At 60.4% G+C, this 17448-nt stretch carries 12 protein-coding genes; 5 read left to right on the plus strand and 7 right to left on the minus strand.

Annotated features, from left to right (window positions below; genetic code table 11):
• The first annotated feature begins 11 nt into the window (after positions 1 to 11).
• Genes pyrE through BCS36_RS01685 form a run of 3 tightly spaced genes read left to right on the plus strand, consistent with a single transcriptional unit; the run spans position 12 to position 3866 of the window.
• Positions 12 to 569: an orotate phosphoribosyltransferase gene (gene pyrE / locus BCS36_RS01675; RefSeq protein ID WP_291301216.1), complete on the plus strand. Its 558-nt coding sequence runs from the start codon at positions 12 to 14 to the stop codon at positions 567 to 569.
• Entirely contained in the window at positions 517 to 3117 is a 2601-nt protein-coding gene (locus BCS36_RS01680; RefSeq protein WP_291301191.1) for a L,D-transpeptidase family protein, read from the plus strand. Before pyrE ends, BCS36_RS01680 begins: the two co-directional genes overlap by 53 nt.
• Positions 3114 to 3866 carry a hypothetical protein gene (locus tag BCS36_RS01685; protein WP_291301192.1) on the plus strand — a complete coding sequence of 251 codons (753 nt, stop codon included), beginning with the start codon at positions 3114 to 3116 and terminating at the stop codon, positions 3864 to 3866. The genes BCS36_RS01680 and BCS36_RS01685 overlap by 4 nt, the downstream gene beginning before the upstream one ends.
• Positions 3867 to 4112: 246 nt before the next feature.
• On the opposite strand, the gene BCS36_RS01690 is transcribed toward BCS36_RS01685, so the two are convergent.
• A complete protein-coding gene (locus BCS36_RS01690) occupies positions 4113 to 5018 on the minus strand; it encodes a GyrI-like domain-containing protein (protein WP_291301193.1) in 906 nt (301 codons plus the stop codon).
• Between the two features lie 382 nt (positions 5019 to 5400).
• Between BCS36_RS01690 and BCS36_RS01695 the strand changes: the two genes are divergently transcribed.
• Positions 5401 to 5850, plus strand: coding sequence for a GyrI-like domain-containing protein (locus tag BCS36_RS01695; RefSeq protein ID WP_291301194.1), 450 nt, complete (start codon positions 5401 to 5403; stop codon positions 5848 to 5850).
• A gap of 555 nt (positions 5851 to 6405) precedes the next feature.
• On the opposite strand, the gene BCS36_RS01700 is transcribed toward BCS36_RS01695, so the two are convergent.
• Positions 6406 to 7755, minus strand: coding sequence for a sugar transferase (locus BCS36_RS01700; RefSeq protein WP_291301195.1), 1350 nt, complete (start codon positions 7753 to 7755; stop codon positions 6406 to 6408).
• 186 nt (positions 7756 to 7941) lie between these two features.
• Positions 7942 to 9111: a glycosyltransferase family 4 protein gene (locus BCS36_RS01705; protein WP_291301196.1), complete on the minus strand. Its 1170-nt coding sequence runs from the start codon at positions 9109 to 9111 to the stop codon at positions 7942 to 7944.
• A 274-nt stretch (positions 9112 to 9385) separates the two neighbouring features.
• Between BCS36_RS01705 and BCS36_RS01710 the strand changes: the two genes are divergently transcribed.
• On the plus strand, positions 9386 to 10408 hold the full coding sequence (locus BCS36_RS01710) for an SDR family oxidoreductase (RefSeq protein ID WP_291301197.1): 1023 nt from the start codon (positions 9386 to 9388) through the stop codon (positions 10406 to 10408).
• A 233-nt stretch (positions 10409 to 10641) separates the two neighbouring features.
• Here BCS36_RS01710 and BCS36_RS01715 read toward each other — a convergent pair whose 3' ends face one another.
• The 4 genes from BCS36_RS01715 to BCS36_RS01730 form a co-directional block, all read right to left on the minus strand.
• On the minus strand, positions 10642 to 12948 hold the full coding sequence (locus BCS36_RS01715; protein WP_291301198.1) for a hydratase: 2307 nt from the start codon (positions 12946 to 12948) through the stop codon (positions 10642 to 10644).
• Between the two features lie 48 nt (positions 12949 to 12996).
• Positions 12997 to 13725 carry a LysE family translocator gene (locus BCS36_RS01720; protein WP_291301199.1) on the minus strand — a complete coding sequence of 243 codons (729 nt, stop codon included), beginning with the start codon at positions 13723 to 13725 and terminating at the stop codon, positions 12997 to 12999.
• 389 nt (positions 13726 to 14114) lie between these two features.
• The gene (icd, locus tag BCS36_RS01725; RefSeq protein WP_291301200.1) at positions 14115 to 15257 is read right to left on the minus strand and encodes an NADP-dependent isocitrate dehydrogenase; all 1143 of its coding nucleotides are present in this window, start codon (positions 15255 to 15257) and stop codon (positions 14115 to 14117) included.
• A 223-nt stretch (positions 15258 to 15480) separates the two neighbouring features.
• Entirely contained in the window at positions 15481 to 17316 is a 1836-nt protein-coding gene (locus BCS36_RS01730) for a cache domain-containing protein (RefSeq protein WP_291301201.1), read from the minus strand.
• Between the last annotated feature and the right edge of the window lie 132 nt (positions 17317 to 17448).

A 17448-nucleotide genomic window follows, 5' to 3' on the forward strand; every position in this document is an offset into this window, starting at 1 on the left:
GTCAAGAACAGATGATGGAACTCAAGCGCCGTCTGGCGCGGCTGCTGGTGGAAAAATCTTATCGCGAAGGCGATTTTGTGCTGGCTTCGGGTCGCCGAAGCGACTATTATTTTGACTGTCGTGTCACGGCATTGCATTCCGAGGGCTCCTGGCTCATCGGCAACCTGTTCGATGATATGCTCAAAGACCTTGATATCAAGGGCGTGGGCGGCATGACCCTTGGGGCGGACCCGCTGGTTTCGGCCACAACGGTCATTTCGCACGAACAGGGACGGCCACTGCATGGCCTGCTGGTGCGCAAAGAGGCCAAAGGCCACGGCACCGGACAGTATGTTGAGGGACTTGGCAATTTTAACGCTGGCGACCGTGTCGCCATGCTTGAAGATGTGGTCACCACGGGCGGTTCGCTGCTCAATGCCTGCCACAGGGTAACAGACGCGGGGCTGAATATCGTCGCCGTGTGCACAATCCTGGACAGGGAAGAAGGTGGCCGCGAAAAGCTCCGTGAGGCGGGATATGAACTGCTTGCCCTCTTCACCCGCGCGGAACTGGTGGCCCTTGCGCGCTGAGCCTGCCAGCCCTGTGGGCAGGGGCGCGGCCAGACGGGCCGCGTTCCGGCATTTGCGCATAGCCTCTCTTTTTGCCATGCGCGGGCTTCTGGGCTTTATGATGGCGCTTTTATGCGTCCTGGCCCCCTTGTCCGCGTATTCTGCGGAATGGCAGCCCACGTTGTACAACGAGGGCTTGCCGTCGCATCTGGTGGCTGTGGACAAGAACCGCCAGACCTTCATGTTTTTCGAAAAAAAAAGCCCCTTCAAGCTCCGCTACACCTACCCCTGCACCACTGGACAGCTGCCCGGCGACAAGCAGTCGCTCAATGACCTGCGCACCCCGGAAGGCATCTATTTTGTGGAATACAAGATTGCCAGCGGGCTGGATTTCAAGGAATACGGCGGCATAGCCTATACGCTTAACTACCCCAACCCCGTTGACAAGCTGCGCGGCAAAACCGGGCACGGCATCTGGATTCACAGCAAGGGGCTGGGCATTGAACCCCTTTCCACGCGCGGCTGCGTCGCCATAGGCCTCAAGGAAATTGACGAGGTGGGGCCCAGCCTTGTGCCGGGCACGGCAGTGGTGCTGGCTGAAAAGCTGGACGAAACCACCATGCTTCAGTCCGACAGCGGCACTGCCCGTGAATTGCGCCGCCTCATGCAGGCCTGGAGCAACGCCTGGGCTGCGCGTTCGGATAAAATGTTCGAGTTTTATGATGCCGAGTCCTATACCAAGGCCATGTCTGAAAGCTTTGCCGCTTTCAGGCTCAACAAGGAACGGCTGTTCAAAATCCTCAGTTTCGTCAAGATTTATAACCGTAAGATACATGTGCTCGAAGGGCCGGGGTACTGGGTTACCTGGTCCGAGCAGCTCTATGCGGCGTCCAACCTTTCCTCAGAGGGCATCCGTCGCCTGTACTGGCAGCGCGGCAAGGACAAGAAGTTCCGTATCGTCGGCATGGAATGGACCCCGCGCGATCTCGGCATGCGCGCCGCGTACCAGCGCGGACAGCTCGTGGCCGAGGCTCCCTTGCAGGTGGTCTCGGACGCCGACTCCGAAGCGCCCCAGCCGCCGCGTCTTGATATGCCCGAGGCCGCTGGCGACATGACGGCCGAAGCCGCAGTGACGCAGGCTGCCGCCGGTAACGGCAAAGTGCCGGACAAGGCCGCTTCCGACAAGGCCGCAGCTGAATCCGCCCCCGGCAAATCCGTGGCTTTGAGCGACCCGCTTGTGCCGCGCCGTTCGGCCACGCCGCCTCCTGCCGAAGTAAACTGGGGCGCACGCCCCGCCATGGAAGATTCCGCCAGACTGGCCGCAGAACAGCGTGCCGCCGAAGAACTTGCGCAGCGCCAGCAGGCCGAAGAAGAGCGCCTCGCGCAGCAGGCCGCCGAGGCCCGCGCCGCCGCTGAACGGGCGCTTGCGGAAAAAGCCGCTGCAGAAAAGGCCGCTGCAGAAAAGGCCGCCCAGGAAGCGCAAGCCCTGCTGCTTGCGCAACAGCAGGCAGCGGAAAAGCTCGCTGCTGAAAAACTTGCGGCGGAAAAACTTGCTGCCGAGAAACTCGCCGCAGAAAAGCTTGCTGCCGAGAAACTTGCGGCAGAAAAACTTGCAGCTGACAAGCTCGCAGCCGAAAAGTTGGCGGCCGAAAAATTGGTCGCAGAACAACAGGCCGCCGAACAGCTGGCTGCTGAAAAGCTTGCAGCGGACCAGCGCGCCGCCAGGGAACAGGCAACCCAGGTCCCTGCAACGCAGGATGCGGGCCTCACGCCGCAGGTGCTGGCGCAGTTGCATCAGGCCGTCAGCGGATGGGGCGCGGCCCTGGCCTCCCGTTCGCCCGCGCTCGCCGATTTTTATGACCATGCCCGCTACAACCGCGAACCCGGCGCACCCCGGGGTCAGTCGTACAATAGCGCCTGGCGCGAGCTTGAGAAGCACTTAGGCGCGCCGTGGTTGCGCTATATCAGCCGCAAGCCCGTTTTTGAGGTGCACGGCAACCTTGCCACCAGCCGGTGCGAAGAGCTTATAGCCAGCCCCGGCGGCTTCAGCGAGGGCATCCGTACGCTCTGGTGGCGCAAAGGCGATGACGGCGACCTGCGCATCGTGGCCGCGCAGTTCAAACCGCAGGAGCTGGGCCTGGCTGCCGACTATCTTGATCAGATCAGCGGCGCTGTGAGCGAAACCCTTGAGGGCTGGCGCAAAGCCTGGGAAGCGGGCAAGCTGGACGATTATATGGCTTATTACACCAGCAATGCCGTGCAGCAGGGCCGCTGGGGGGCCAAAAACATCCGCAACCAGAAAGAAGGCCTGTGGGGCCGGGTCAAGCCCACCCTCGTGCAGCTTTCGGGCCTGCGGCTTGTGGTGGACAAGCAGGGCATCCGCGCCGACATGAGCCAGACCTACGCCGACAGTTCCGGGCACAGCGACCGGGGAACCAAGACGCTGCTGCTCCAGTATGACGGCAAGCAATGGCTCATCGCCCGTGAGGACTGGGCACCCATGCCCGCCAGCACCGGCAACCCGACTGACGTGGCGCAGGCCAGGGGAGCAGAGGAAAGCAGACCTTGAAATACAAGGAAAGTCTCTCCATCATTTTTATGAGGGATAACGGCCCCCGGCGCAGTTTTCGCGTCCGGCGGGGCCTTTTTTACGCTGTTTTGTGTTTTTTCGCCTGCCTGCCTCTGCTGAGCGCCGGCCTTGGCTGGCAATGCTGGAAGCTCTGGCAGGACAACGCCGTCCTGCGCGCGAACATGCTGCGCTTTGAAAGCGATTACCAGGAGGCGCAAGCCACCGCAGAGCGGCTTGAACACCTTGAGGAACTGCTGCGCGAGGAAGACGTGCAGGGGCGCACCCTTGTGCTGCGGCGGCTTGGCGGTGAAGACGTCGTCAAACCGGGCGAGGCTTCCCCGGCAGACAAGGAAGAGGCCGTTAAGGCTGAAGCGCCGCGCGGCCTTGAAGGGCCGGGGCATGAAGATTTTCCCGCCATTGACCTTGACTATGTGAAGGTGGACAACGTGCAGATGCGGGCCTTGCGCGGCGGCAAACTGCGCATGGCCCTTGATTTGCGCAACACCGACAGTCAGCGGCTGGCCTCCGGCTCGGTTGCCGGAACCCTGCTTACCGCTGACGGCTCCAAACATCCCTTGAGCTTTGACCCGGAAAACGTGGGCGATTTTCGCATCAGCCGCTTTAAACGTACTGTCATTGTGGTGCGCCTGCCAGGACGTCTCAACCTCGTGAACTCCCAGGTCATTCTTGAGGTGCGCAACCAGGACGACAGCGTGGTGTTCCGCAATATCTTTCCCGTGGAACACTAGATCCGGACATCATTGAAATGCTTTGTGCGGGAGGGGCGGCATGTTTGTTGCCTTGTGGGGGAGGAGACCCTTTTGCAAAAGGGTCTCCTCCCCCACGCCCCCACCCCCTAAAACTCTTGTTGTATCTTAGCGCAATTCGACGAGTTTTCTGATCAGAAGCGCGGACGTCAAAGCCTGCGCCTTCCCCGGCATCACTCCATTTCAAAACTCGCTGTAAAAGCCTGCACGCAACGTTGGCCTGACGCATCACTCCGATTTCATCGGGATGAATATCTCTGTCAGCAGATCTTCAGGGGCGGTTGTTTGCGGCGAATTGTAGTACGCCTCAAAACCTGGGTCGTTGACAGGTTCACGCCCGCTCTGCGGAAACCACTGGCCGAAAAGCGAGCGGTAGGCCGGGTGCAGCAGCGCATAGTCCCCACGCACCTTCACGGCCACATAGTCGCAATCACTGCCAATATGCCGTAAAAACAGCTCCTTGTTGCGCAGCAGATCCCGAATGGCCGGGGTTTCTTCGGTGACGCCTTCAGGCAGGTTCACGCAGACATCCATGCGGCATTTTTCTTTGGAAGTGACGTCTGGATTATCGTGACTGACCCCATATGCCACCATGCCCTCGCGCAAAAGGCCAGCTGGCCCCAGCAGAGAAAACAGATGCAGCCAGACCGGTCCGCAGTCGTCATACGGGCCGGTGTGGCGCATGGCGGCCACAAGCAGGGGCGGAAATTTTGTGACCCGTATTTCCAGCGGAGGCACGCCGACAATCTGGTGATGAAAAAGCGGAGCGGATGGATTCTGTCTGCGCGCCCGCGCCAGGTGTCCGTCGGTACGGCGGTATTCGGACGGCAGAGCGTCAAAGTGCGCGCGAAAGGCCCTGGTGAACGCGTCCACGCTTTCATAGCCAGCATCAAGAGCTATCTGGGTGATGGGCTCGCGTGTATGGGCCACCTGCTGGGCCGACCTTTCAAGAAGCAGGCGGCGTACATAGGCGGCGACGCTTTCCCCCATCATGGACGAGAAAATCCTGTGAAAATGGTAGGGAGAAAAGCAGGCGATTTCCGCAAGTTCCGCAAGTTCGGGCCGGGAGTCGAGATTGTCTTCTATATGCCGCAACACACGGTGCAGGCGTTCCTCATATGACAATGTTTTCATGCTGCTCCGTGGGGTTGGTCTGTTCGAGTGGGGCTGTTCGGGGCCGGTCGGTTCGAGCTGGTGGGCTCCTGTTGGGGCATTTTACCTTTGAAAAGGTATAAATGCTCTAACGCTGCACGAGAGTGCAGCGCGCCACAATGTGGCGTGGGTTCAGCCGTAAATCGCATTTTTCGGATGTGCGAAAACTTTGAAATGTGAAGCATTTCAAAGTTAATCTTTGCTAGGGTGAACGGAACCGCAAAAAAAGTCGAGCGCCTTTACGCGGGCTAGTGCAGGATGTGCATGACGCGCCGTTCCCTGCCGTTTGCGGTCCGGCGATGTGGCGAGCGCGCGTTGCGCGGCCTGCGAACAAACGGCATTACCAACTATGAGGAGAATCTTCGTGAGTGAATTTAACGTAACGATTGTGGAATATCCGGCCAAACGCCTCACCGGCATTAAGGCGCGTTCCAACATGGCAAAAGCGCAGGAGGATTGCCCTGCCCTGTGGCAACGCTTCTACCCCAACTACGAAAAGGTCATGCCCACAGCAGCTTACGGCGTGACCGTCATGATCAATGCGGAAGACTTCGACTACTGGGCCGCCGTGGAAGACAAGGACGGGCGTCTGCCCGCCGACCTTGAGCATGTGGACATTCCTGCGGGAAAATACGCGGTTTGCAACGTGCCCAGCCTCGCGAAAATCGGGGAGGCGTATATGTTCGTTTTTCAGAATTGGCTCGCCAGCCAGCAGGCGTATGCCTATAATGAACAGTCTCCGTGTTTTGAACTGTATCCCCCGCACTGGAGCCCGGAAAAGCCTTTTGAAATCTATGTAGCCATAAAGGGATAAGGGCGTCGGTCGCTCCACGCGGGGCGGCCCCGTCGCCGCAAGTCCGGTGCCGCCCATTGGCGCGCATGGATCGCCGTACGCGGAGCGATTGCTTCCGGCGACAACTCGGGCTTGTTGCGGCACGGTCCCGTGCCGGCGTTGCGTCCCTGTGTTTGGCTAGAGCATCGCGCTGTTAAGTTTTTTCAATGCTGGAATGCCTCCAAGCCGGCCCCCCCCTTGGCGAACCAGCGGGAGCGTCCTGAAGGTCAGAAACAAAACCCCTGCGACGGCGTGTTGTTACTCCGTCACAGGGGTTTTGCCCAATAGTGTCTTGCCGCGTTTGCGCTCACGGCATATGCGTCTGCACCGCAGTGATCCGGGCAATGGGCCTGGTGCGGATACCCGTTGCGATGCTGTGATGTCTCGGAAGGCTCTGCCTCTGAAACCCAGCTTGTGGTCAGAAACCACGTTGTACTCTGCTAAAAAACAACAGGAGTTTTAGGGGGAGGAGGTGTGGGGGAGGGACCCTTTTGCAAAAGGGTCCCTCCCCCACAAAGCATTCCGCGCGCAATAACCCTAGCGCGCACCCTTGGGAAAGAGCACCACGCCGACGGTCTTGAAGATGATGTTGATGTCCAGCAGTATGGACATGTTCTTGATGTAGTAGAGGTCGTATTCCAGCTTGCGGCGGGCGTCTTCTTCGGACGCGCCGTAGGGGTAGCACACCTGGGCCCAGCCCGTGAGGCCGGGCTTAACCGTGTGGCGCAGGCTGTAGTAGGGTATGGTTTCCTTGAGTTTCATTACAAAGGCCATACGTTCGGGGCGCGGGCCGATAAAGCTCATGTCGCCCTTGAGGATGTTCCATATCTGGGGCAGTTCGTCGATGCGCACCTTGCGGATGAAGCGTCCGAAGCGGGTCACGCGGGCATCCCCGGCGCTGGCCCACACGGCGCCGTCCTTTTCGGCGTCAGCCCGCATGGAGCGGAATTTGTAAACTGTAAATTCTTTTTCAAACAGCCCCACGCGGTCCTGCTTGTAAATGACCGGGCCGGGAGATTCCAGGCGCACGATGAGGGCGGTCAGCAGCATGACGGGCGTGGCGGGTATGAGCAGCACCAGTGAAATGAGCACGTCCAGGGCGCGCTTGAGCCGCCGCAGCGAACCGCGCGTGTTCAGCGAAAAGCCCTCTGTCTGCAGCAGCCATTCGTCCGTGATCTGCGATAGGGGCAGGCGCTGCACCACGTGTTCGTAAAAACTGCGAATGTCCACAACCATGCTGCCGTGAAGCTTGGCTTCAAGCAGGTCATGCGCGATTTCGTCGTCAATGGGGGCGTCGGGCAGCAGCAGGATCATAGTGGCCTTTTTTTCGTGGGCTATGTCCAGCGCCAGAAATGGCGGGCCAAGGCAGGGGCCTGCGTCCGGGCCCTGATCGCGCTCGCCCACATAGCCGATGATCTGGGCCTGGGGCAGTCCTTCGGCCAGCAGCTGGCGTACCTTTCCGGCACGGTCAACGCCTACGAGAAGAATGCGCAGGGGGTGGGTGAGTTTGTGCGCGTTGAGGTGATACAGCCAGCGCCAGAACAGGCTGAAGCAGAAAGAAAGCGCAAAAAGCAGCGCAACGGTTTCGCGGTCAAAGCGCCAGTGCTGGAAGGCGTAGGAAGCCGTTGCCGATGAGATGATGCCGAGCAGGCAGGCCACGAGCACGCGGCCCATAGTCTCCTTGAAGTCTTCCTGACCCACGCTGTATGCGTCAAGGATATAGAAAAACAGCATATAAAAGAAAATGGTAAAGAGCGTTGCGCCGGTGTAGTCGTCAAAAACGCTCAGATCCGGCGCAATAGTGGTCAGCCCGGAAATTGTCAGGGCCAGCAGGATGCAGAGCAGGTCCAGCGCCTGTAAAAGTCCCATACGATAACTGCTTATCATTGCAAAGTATCCTCTAGAGCATTTACCTTTGCGATGTTGGGTTCGCAAAGTTTTTTACGGCGCTCGCTTTGGCCCTGGCAGCGCAATTAAACGGCGCGTGCGTCACGATGGCGGACGTCAGGCGCGCAGCAGCCGGGGCAATTTCAACGTGGAATTGCCCCGGGGAAGTGTCCGGCGGGCAGGGCGTTAGCGCCCGGTGCTGTCCGACTCCGGCAATGCCGGAACGCGCATGTCTTCAAGAATGCGGGCGGCCACCTTTTCGGCGTCAAAGTCGTTCAGGGCCATCTGACGCCCGGCGGCGCCCATGCGTGCCATGAGTTCAGGCCGGAGAATGAAGGCTTCCATGGCGGACGCAAGGGCCTTGGGATCGCGCAGGGGTACAAGGTAGCCGTTATGACCGTTACGCACAACCTCGCGGCAACCGGGCGCGTCAGTGACAACGGCGGCGCGACCCATGCTCATGCCTTCCATGATGGAGGTGGGCGTGCCTTCGCGCCACGAGGGCAGCACCATGACGTGGGCCGCGCTTATGTAGGGGCGTACGTCCCGCGTTTCACCAAGATATTCGATGCCGCCCTGGTCCTGCCATTGGCGCACCTGTTCAAGGCTGACGCTGCCGAGCCCCTGTTCTTCCGGCCCAAGCAGCAGAAACCGCGCCAGGGGATGCCTGGCCTTCAGTTCATGCGCGGCCTCGGCGTACTCTTTCAGCCCCTTGGCTTCAAGCAGACGGGCCACCAGCAGAAAAACCGGAGGCTCTGTCAGCGTGCCGTCATCCGTAAGGCCGGGCAAGGGCGTGGGGGCAAAGCGGGCTGTATCCACCCCGGTGCCGCGCGCCCGCAGGATGCGAGCCTTTGGGCCCAGAATCCCGGCTTTCTGAAAGGCGGCAATGTCGTCTTCATTCTGAAAAAAGACGCCTTCCGTAGCGGAAAGCGCCGTGCGGTACAGCAGGGCGCTCAAACGGTTGACGCATTTTTTGAAAAAACTGTCAGCCTCAAAGGCGTATCCGAGTCCGGTGATGGTGGCGTAAATTTGCGGTATGCCTGCCACACGGGCCGCAATGCAGCCGTATATGACGGGCTTGATGGTGGAGGCAAAGAGCAGGTCGGGCTTTTCTTTTTTGAAAATACGCAAAAGCGCCCCGGTGGTGCGCAAGTCGTTCAGCGGGTTAAGCCCTTTTCGGTCCAGCGGATAATGCAGCAGCCGTGCCCCCTGGGCTGCCAGAACCGCCTCCGCCCCCGGATCGCCGGGCGGCGCGCAGCAGATCACTTCGTGTCCGGCCCGAAACATATGGCGAACCAGTACGCTCCAGAAATTGCTCATGGACCTGGCCTGATTGCCCAGAACTATGATCTTCATTCTCTCGCGGCTCCCTTTGGCGCTGACACCGGTCTGTCACAAAGGCAGACCGCGCTCGCATGTAAAAGGCTATAGCATCTGCAAGGATAACTGAAAAGGGGCTGCCGCTGCTCAAATTCAATTTTGCAACATTACAACGCCATTTTCGCACGGCTGGCGCAAACCGCACCCGACTTTACAGCCCGGCCAGAGCAGCGTAGAATTAAAAGAGTCCGGTCTGGAGGATATACGCCTGCCTGCCCGGATACAAATCAATGCAAAACAGGACGCAAACATGAGCGCGTATTCCCAATTGTGTGCCTCCATGCAGGCAGCCCCTTCCCGCTGGCTGATTACAGGCGTTGCGGGTTTTATCGGTTCCAACCTGCTTGAGCATCTTTTGAAGCTGGGCCAGACCGTCGTCGGGCTGGACAACTTTTTGACCGGCTACCAGAAAAATCTTGATATGGTGCGTGATATCGTCGGGCCTGAAGCCTGGAGCCGGTTTACCTTCATTGAAGGTGATATTCGCGATATCGACACCTGCCATAAAGCCTGCGAAGGCGTACAGCACGTGTTGCACGAGGCGGCGCTGGGTTCCGTGCCGCGTTCCATTGATGATCCTTTGCTGTCCAACAGCTGCAATATCACGGGTTTTCTGCACATGCTTGTGGCCGCCCGCGACGCCGGGGCCAAAAGCTTTGTGTATGCCGCCTCTTCGTCAACCTACGGTGATTCGCCGGAACTGCCCAAGGTGGAAGACAAGATCGGCCGCCCCCTGTCGCCGTACGCCGTCACCAAGTATGTGGACGAGCTTTACGCCGACGTGTTCAACCGCTGCTATGGCTTTTCCACCGTCGGGCTGCGCTATTTCAACGTGTTCGGCCAACGTCAGGATCCCTACGGCGCATATGCCGCCGTTGTGCCGCAGTGGTTCGCCAGCCTCATCAAGGGCGAAACCGTCTATGTGAACGGCGACGGCGAAACCAGCCGTGACTTCTGCTACATTGACAACGTTGTGGAGGCCAACCTGCTGGCCAGCTTTGCCCAGGGCGAAGCCGCCAACACTATCTACAATGTGGCCTTTGGTCAGCGCACCACCCTCAATGAGCTTTTTGACCTTATCCGCGAAGAGGTGGCCCGCCATAAGCCCGAAGCCCTCAGCGCCAAGGCCGAACACCGCGATTTTCGCGCGGGAGACGTGCGCCACAGCCTGGCCGACATCAGCCGCGCCGCTACCCGGCTGGGGTATGCCCCCCGCTTTGATGTGCGTCAGGGCCTGCGTCTGGCCGGCGACTGGTACGCCGCCAACCTGTAGCCCCGCTACGCCAGCACGGCCGCAGCCCAGCTTTACCAGCGCCGCCGCTGCCGCGCACGGCGAAAATATCTAAAAAGCCGTCAGCCCATTTGGGCTGACGGCTTTTTTGCGCGCCATGCGCTGTCAATATGGAATGCTTTGTGGAGGAGGTTGCTCTGTGGGGGGGGACCCTTTTGCAAAAGGGCCCCTCCCACACAAAAACTTCAAGCCAATTCGTCTAAAGGGCTGCGCGCCTATTGTTTGCGCGTAGAATTGTAAAAGTTGATCAGGCAGCCATCGAGGATGATCTGACGCTCGTCATCGGTCAGGTCCTTGAGGGTAAGCGCTATCTGCTCGGCGTTGCCGTTTTCGCGCACGACGTAGGCCAGTATGGTGGGCTCGGCGTTTTGCACGGCCTTGCGCACGTCGGGCACGGCCAGCCAGTCGCCCACCTTGAGGGTCGCGGCAAGATCGGCGTCAGTAATGAAGGGCAGCATGCCCCAGTTGATAAGGTTGGAGCGGTAACGCTTGGTGGCGTATTCCACGGCCAGGTTGGCCCATCCGCCGAGCACCTTCTGGCAGGACGCAGCCTGCTCGCGGGCCGAACCGTCGCCGGGTTTCACGGCAAAGATGGTGGACCCGAGGCCCACGTTCCTGAGGTCGGAGGCTCCCTGCATGATGTCCAGCCCGCAGAGGGCGAAAAGGGCGCGGGCGCGGGCCACGAGTTCAGGATTAGCCGGATTGGCAAGCCGCGCCTTTTCCATGGCGTCGACAGCCTTGGCGCGCTCGACATAGCCGGGGTCTTTGCGCGACAGGGTGTATTCCGCCAGTTTGAGGGGGTTGGAGCGCAACGACGAGGTTTCGCCCGAGGGGATAAGCTCGTCCGTGGTGGTGACAGGGTCGGTAATGACGCTGGCCACCTGGAGCAGCAGGTGTTCCGGCAGGGCGCTCATGGCGGGCCAGTCCGCGATATTGGGGCCAAAGATCAGGGGCACTTCGGGCTTGGGGTTGCCAAAGCCGTTGTATACGCGGCGATGGTAGATGAGCGGCTCAAAGCGGTAGTCGAGGTTCACGTCGGCAAGGCCGGGCGCGGACCAGTCAAGGTCAGTGGCCGGGGTCAGGCGGCCTCCGTGGGCCGCCGTGGCGGCAATGGAGCGCGCGTCCATAAGGGCCACGGCTGAAAGCTGGCCGTTGGACGGCTTGGAGCCCTCGCGGTTGGGGAAGTTGCGCGTGGTGTGCCGGATAGACAGCGCGCCGTGCGCCGGGGTGTCGCCCGCGCCGAAACAGGGGCCGCAGAAGGCGTTTTTGAGCACAGCGCCAGCGGCCATGAGCTTGGCCGTGGAACCGTTGTTGACCAGGGCAAGGCCCTGCGGTTCGCTGGCAGGGTAGACGGACAGGCTGAAGGCCAGGTTGCCCGTGCTCTTGCCGTCAAGGATGGCGCCGGCCAGCGTGATGTTTTCAAAACTGCCGCCAGCGCAGCCGGCAATGATGCCCTGGTCCACCCACACGCCGCCGTCGCGGATCTTGCCGCAGAGGTTCAGCCCCTTGGCGGCGTCGCCAAACTGCTTGCGGGCTTCGTCTTCAACCTGGGCCAGCAGTTCGGGAGCGTGCCGCACCACTTCGGCCACGGGGTAGGCATTGCTGGGGTGGAAGGGCAGAGCGATCATGGGCACGATCTTGCCAAGGTCAATGCGGATGAGGCCGTCATAACAGGCCGGGCCTTCGAGGCGCAGTTCCGCGTAATCCTGGGCGCGGCCGTGCTTTTCAAGGTACTGGCGCACTTTGTCGTCCGTGGTCCAGATGGACGAAAGGCAGGTGGTTTCCGTGGTCATGACGTCGATGCCGCAGCGGTATTCCACCGAAAGGCCTGCAACGCCGGGGCCCATAAATTCCAGCACCTTGTTTTTCACAAAGCCGTTCTTGAACACGGCGGCGATAAGGGCGAGGGCCACGTCCTGCGGGCCGACGCCAGGGCGCGGCGCGCCTTCAAGCCATACGGCGATTTTTTGCGGATTGGCCACGTCATAGGTTTTGCCAAGAAGCTGCTTGACGAGTTCCGGGCCGCCTTCGCCAATGGCCATGACGCCGAGAGCGCCGTAGCGGGTGTGGCTGTCGGAACCAAGAATCATGCCGCCGCATTTGGTCATCATTTCACGTACATACTGATGGATGACAGCAAGGTGCGGGGGTACGAAGATGCCGCCGTATTTCTGCGCGGCCGCGAGACCGAAAAGGTGGTCGTCCTCATTGATGGTGCCGCCCACGGCGCAGAGGCTGTTGTGGCAGTTGGTGAGGGCGTACGGCACGGGAAATTCCGTAAGACCGCTGGCGCGGGCCGTCTGGACGATGCCCACGTAGGTAATGTCGTGGGAGGCGAGAGCGTCGAAACGGATGCGCAACACGTCCTCGTTCTGGTCAACGGTATTATGCGCGGCAAGAATGCGGGCAGCCAGGCTGTTTTTGCGCGCGGCTTCCACATCCACACCCTTTGCGCGGGCCTCTTCGGCACTGACGATGGAGTTTCCGTCAATGACAATGGCATTGCTTATGAGTTCAATCATGGTGGCAGACCTTCCTGCTGGGTTTTGGGGTCGCTGGCGCGACGCTGGTTAGCGGGACTGCGCCGCGGCCAGTTTGAGGCCGAAGGCTATGAAGACGAAACCTGTAAAGCGTTGCAGCCAGAGCTGAAAGCGGCTGTTTTCAAAAACGTGGCGCACCCGGCCCAGCATGTAGGCTAGGGGGACGTACCAGAAAAGGCACAGGGCCGACATGATGCCGCCAAGCTCCAGAAACTGGGGCGCCAGCGGAGCATGGGGGTTGGTGAACTGCGGCAGAAACGTCAAAAAAATGATGACGGCCTTGGGGTTGAGGGCATTGGTCAAAAAGCCCTGCCAGAAAAACCTCCACCATCGGCGGGGCGAAAGGCGCTGCGTTGCAGCAGAATCTGCAGCAGTGCCATGATGAGCCTCTCCGCGAGCATCTGCCCTGGCATCTGCACGGGCACTTTCGCCGTCACGCGGCGCAGTTTTCACCACAGCGGCGCTGACGGCTCCGTTGTGGCGCAGGGCCTGGACGCCAAGCCAGATAAGGTAGGCCGCGCCTATATACTTCAGTATGCTGAACCACAGCATGGACTGGGCGATAATGGCGGATATGCCCAGCATGGCGGCGGTAGTGTGCACACAGATGCCAAGGGCCACGCCGCAGGCGGCGGCCTGCCCCTGCGGGCGGCCATTGAGCAGGGATATCTTGGCGATGAGGGCAAAGTCGGGCCCCGGCAACATCACCAGTATGGCCGCCATGGGTATGAAGAGCAGCAGGGTTTCCAGTGAAATCATGACAACAACCTTGGAGATGAAAAGAAGGACGTACAGGCAGCAGGCACGCCAGCGCCACGTACTCGTCGTTAGCCACTCGTCGCAAGCTACTCGCGGCGTTCAGGCAGCGGCCCTGGGGCCGTTTCACGTTGCTGCGGCACCGCATGCCGTGCGGACGGCCTGGAGCAATGGCACGCCGAACTGTTCAGGCGACTGCGGGAACAGCGCTCGCGTGCGGGCGCAAGTGCGGTTTGCCCGCGCTGAAACGTGTTGTAACGGGCCGTAACGGGAGCGCTGTCAGCCGTGAACATGCCTCACTCAACGCGGCCACGCTTTTCCGCTTTAAGGAGAAGGGGCCCCGGCCCTGCCTCGGCAGTCTCAGGCCGGGGCACCTTCTCCTGTAGGGCCTGCTACAGATATGCTCCGATAATGTCGCCGAATTCCTTGCAGCCCACCACGCGGGAGCCGGTGACCTGCGCGGCCAGGTCTTCGGTGACGGACTTGCCCGTGATGGCTCTGCCCACGGCCTCGCGGATGCGGTTTGCCGCTTCGTGCTGGCCCAGATGTTCCAGCATGAGCGCTCCGCACAGGATGACGCTGCCGGGGTTGGCCTTGTCCTTGCCTGCGATGGTGGGGGCTGTGCCGTGTGTGGCCTCGTAAAAGGCGAGGGTGTCGGACATGTTGACGCCGGGGGCCAGCCCAAGGCCGCCCACCTGCGCCGCCAGCGCGTCGGAGATATAGTCGCCGTTGAGGTTGGGGGTGGCCAGCACCTGATACTGTTCAGGACGCAGCAGGGCCTCCTGGAACATGGCGTCGGCTATGCGGTCTTTGACCACCAGACGTCCGGGCACGGGTTCTTTTTCGGTGCAGGTGAGGTCGCCGAATTCCTGCGCGGCCACATCGTAGCCCCACTGGCGAAAAGCGCCCTCGGTGAATTTCATGATATTGCCCTTGTGCACAAGGGTGAGGCTTTCCTGCTTCTGGTCCAGGGCGAAGCGCAGGGCGCGGCGCACAAGACGCTTGGAACCGGCTTCTGTCATGGGCTTGATGCCCACGGCGGCAGTATCGCCCACCTTGGTCACGCCGAGTTCGTCACGCAGAAAGGCGATAAGCTTGCGGGCTTCGGGGGTATTGGCGGCAAATTCCACTCCCGCGTACACGTCTTCGGTATTTTCGCGAAAGATAACCATGTTGACGCGATCTGGATGCTTGACCGGGGTTTCCAGGCCTTCAAAGTGCCGCACGGGGCGGATGCAGGCGTAGAGGTCAAGGGTCTGGCGCAGGGCCACGTTAAGGCTGCGTATGCCCGTGCCCACGGGGGTGCCCAGGGGGCCCTTCATGGCGAGTTCGGCATGGCGCAGGGCTTCAAGGGTGGCGTCGGGCAGGGGGTGGCCCGTTTCTTTCACGGCTTTGTCGCCGGCCAGCAGTTCCACCCAGTCAAGGGTAAGGTCGGCCCCGGCGGCGCGGATGGCCCCTTCGATAACCGGGCGGGCGGCCTGCCAGATTTCCGGGCCGATGCCGTCGCCTTCAATCCAGTACACTGTCTTGCGCATGTTCCCCTGTCCTTTTGAGTGTCAGTGAATATGAAACAGGCCGGGCACCTTGAATCAGAGTAACTTTGAGAATGTTCATTCTCAAAGTTCAAGATACGCTCGCTTCGGTGCTTAACCGCGCAAGTAAATTGCGCTTGCACCTTTGCGGCGGGCGTCTGCTCCCGCAGCCGCCAGAGCAGCTTTTAAAAAGTGAAACTGCTCTTACCCGGCCCATCTGATAACGCTAGTCGCCGTCTTCGTGCTCGTCCACTTCGTGCTGGAGCGAACGCGCACGCTTGAGCAGTTCCTCAAGCTGGATGTCCACGCCGATGACGCCGACGATCTTGTCCTTTTCGTCAGTGACGGCGCAGGAAACGGTGATGATGAGCTTGCCCGTGAAGTGCGACTGGTACACGTCCATGATGTGCAGGTCGCCGCTCTGCATGGGCATCTTGAACCACTGGCGGCCGGAGAAGTCGTAGCCAATGGGCAGGGCTTCGTAGGTTTCCTTGTACACGGGGTCGGTAATGGCCGAGCATTTGAGGCGACCCTGGGCGTCCGTGAGGTAGCAGTACTGGATAAAGGGGTATTCGCGTACGAATTCGTCCAGTCTGCCGCAGGCCTTTTTGCCGAAGTCCAGCAAATCCTTGTTGCGCACGAGCCGCACAATGATGTTGGCGGCCAGCTCGCCCGCAAGCTGCTTCATGTGGTCAAATTCCGAAGCGAAGAGTTCGGGCATGAACTTTTGCACCAGAGCTTCCATTTCTTCGTGCGAGAAGTGGGTGGTGCGCCCGGTCTCTTCGTAAACGGCCATGATGGCATCATAAATGCTGCCCACGGCAGGGTGCTTTTTGGAGACCTGCTGGTCTTTTTCAAGCTTGAGGTTGGTGTTGATCCAGTATGCCACGCCAGCGCGGCCCGTTTTGTCGGTAATAATGATGGGCACGGGGCGGCCAAGCAAATGGTTGGTATCGAAGATATTGTAGATTTCTTCGTTCTTGGCCAGGCCGTCGGCATGCACGCCCGCGCTGGTGGCGTTGAAGTCGCGCCCCACAAAGGGATAGTTGTGGGGGATGCGGTAGTGCAGTTCTTTTTCAAAAAACTGGGCCACTTCGTCCAGAATGGTGGTGTCCGCTGCGGCGTCGTCGCCCGTGAGGGAAATGTACTCAATCAGCAGGGCTTCCAGCGGGGTGTTGCCGGTGCGTTCGCCAAAGCCGAAAAGCGTACTGTTGACCGCGCCGCAGCCATGCAGCCACGCGGTAACGCCGTTGACCAGCACCTTGTGAAAGTCGTTGTGCCCGTGCCACTCAAGCCACTGGCCAGGCACGCCCGCCTCATCGGTGAAGGCGCGCACGATGCGCTGCACCGAGCGGGGCAGCGCCGCGCCGGGGTAGGGCACGCCATAGCCCATGGTGTCGCACAGGCGGATTTTGACCGGCATGCCGCTCTGGCTTGAAAGCTCCATAAGCCGCTGGGCCAGGGGCAGGCAGAAGCCGTAAATATCGGCCCTGGTGATGTCCTCGAAGTGACAGCGGGGTATGATGCCCCATTCCAGCGCCTGTTCGGCCATGCCCACATACATGTCCATGGCCTGCTGGCGGGTTTTGCCCAGTTTGAGAAAAATATGGTAGTCCGACACGCTGGTAAGCATGCCGGTTTCGTCAAATTCCATATCGCGGGCCAGCTTGAGGTCATCCTTGGTGGCGCGTATCCAGGCCGTCACCCGGGGAAAGCGGTAGCCCCTGGCGCGGCACACGTCGATGCACTTGCGGTCCTTGGCGGAGTAAAGAAAAAATTCCGAAGCGGTGATGAGCCCGGTTTTGCCGCCAAGACGATGCAGAAAGTCAAACATCTTGGCCACCTGCTTGACCGTATAGGGCGGGCGCGCCTGCTGGCCGTCGCGAAAGGTGGTGTCGGTGATGCGCATCTGTTCCGCAGGGCGCGGAGCGAGCAGCACTTCGTCAAAGGACGTGCGGCAAATGCTGGTATAGGGAAAAAGTTCGCGGTAGAGCTGTGGTTTTTCAGGCTCCTGCATGGCCAGGGTGCGGCTGCCTCCGCTTTGATGGATGATATTGCTCATATGCTCCCGCCGGCTCGCGCTGTGCGCGCGGAAAAAAGTTGTCCGTGGAACGCTTTTATAGCGGCTTCGCGATTCCCCGTCCAGTATGCGCGGGGCGCGCCAGTTCGCTGGCATTGCCCGGCATGGCCGCCA

The organism is Desulfovibrio sp. MES5, assembly GCF_002237645.1.
Classification (GTDB): domain Bacteria; phylum Desulfobacterota; class Desulfovibrionia; order Desulfovibrionales; family Desulfovibrionaceae; genus Desulfovibrio.

Excerpts from the sequence above, each read along its gene's own strand:
- pyrE (WP_291301216.1), top strand. The coding sequence starts at position 12 with ATGATGGAACTCAAGCGCCGTCTGGCGCGGCTGCTGGTGGAAAAATCT.
- BCS36_RS01680 (WP_291301191.1), top strand. The coding sequence starts at position 517 with ATGAACTGCTTGCCCTCTTCACCCGCGCGGAACTGGTGGCCCTTGCGC.
- BCS36_RS01690 (WP_291301193.1), bottom strand. The coding sequence starts at position 5,018 with ATGAAAACATTGTCATATGAGGAACGCCTGCACCGTGTGTTGCGGCAT.
- BCS36_RS01700 (WP_291301195.1), bottom strand. The coding sequence starts at position 7,755 with ATGATAAGCAGTTATCGTATGGGACTTTTACAGGCGCTGGACCTGCTC.
- BCS36_RS01705 (WP_291301196.1), bottom strand. The coding sequence starts at position 9,111 with ATGAAGATCATAGTTCTGGGCAATCAGGCCAGGTCCATGAGCAATTTC.
- BCS36_RS01710 (WP_291301197.1), top strand. The coding sequence starts at position 9,386 with ATGAGCGCGTATTCCCAATTGTGTGCCTCCATGCAGGCAGCCCCTTCC.
- BCS36_RS01715 (WP_291301198.1), bottom strand. The coding sequence starts at position 12,948 with ATGATTGAACTCATAAGCAATGCCATTGTCATTGACGGAAACTCCATC.
- BCS36_RS01720 (WP_291301199.1), bottom strand. The coding sequence starts at position 13,725 with ATGATTTCACTGGAAACCCTGCTGCTCTTCATACCCATGGCGGCCATA.
- icd (WP_291301200.1), bottom strand. The coding sequence starts at position 15,257 with ATGCGCAAGACAGTGTACTGGATTGAAGGCGACGGCATCGGCCCGGAA.
- BCS36_RS01730 (WP_291301201.1), bottom strand. The coding sequence starts at position 17,316 with ATGAGCAATATCATCCATCAAAGCGGAGGCAGCCGCACCCTGGCCATG.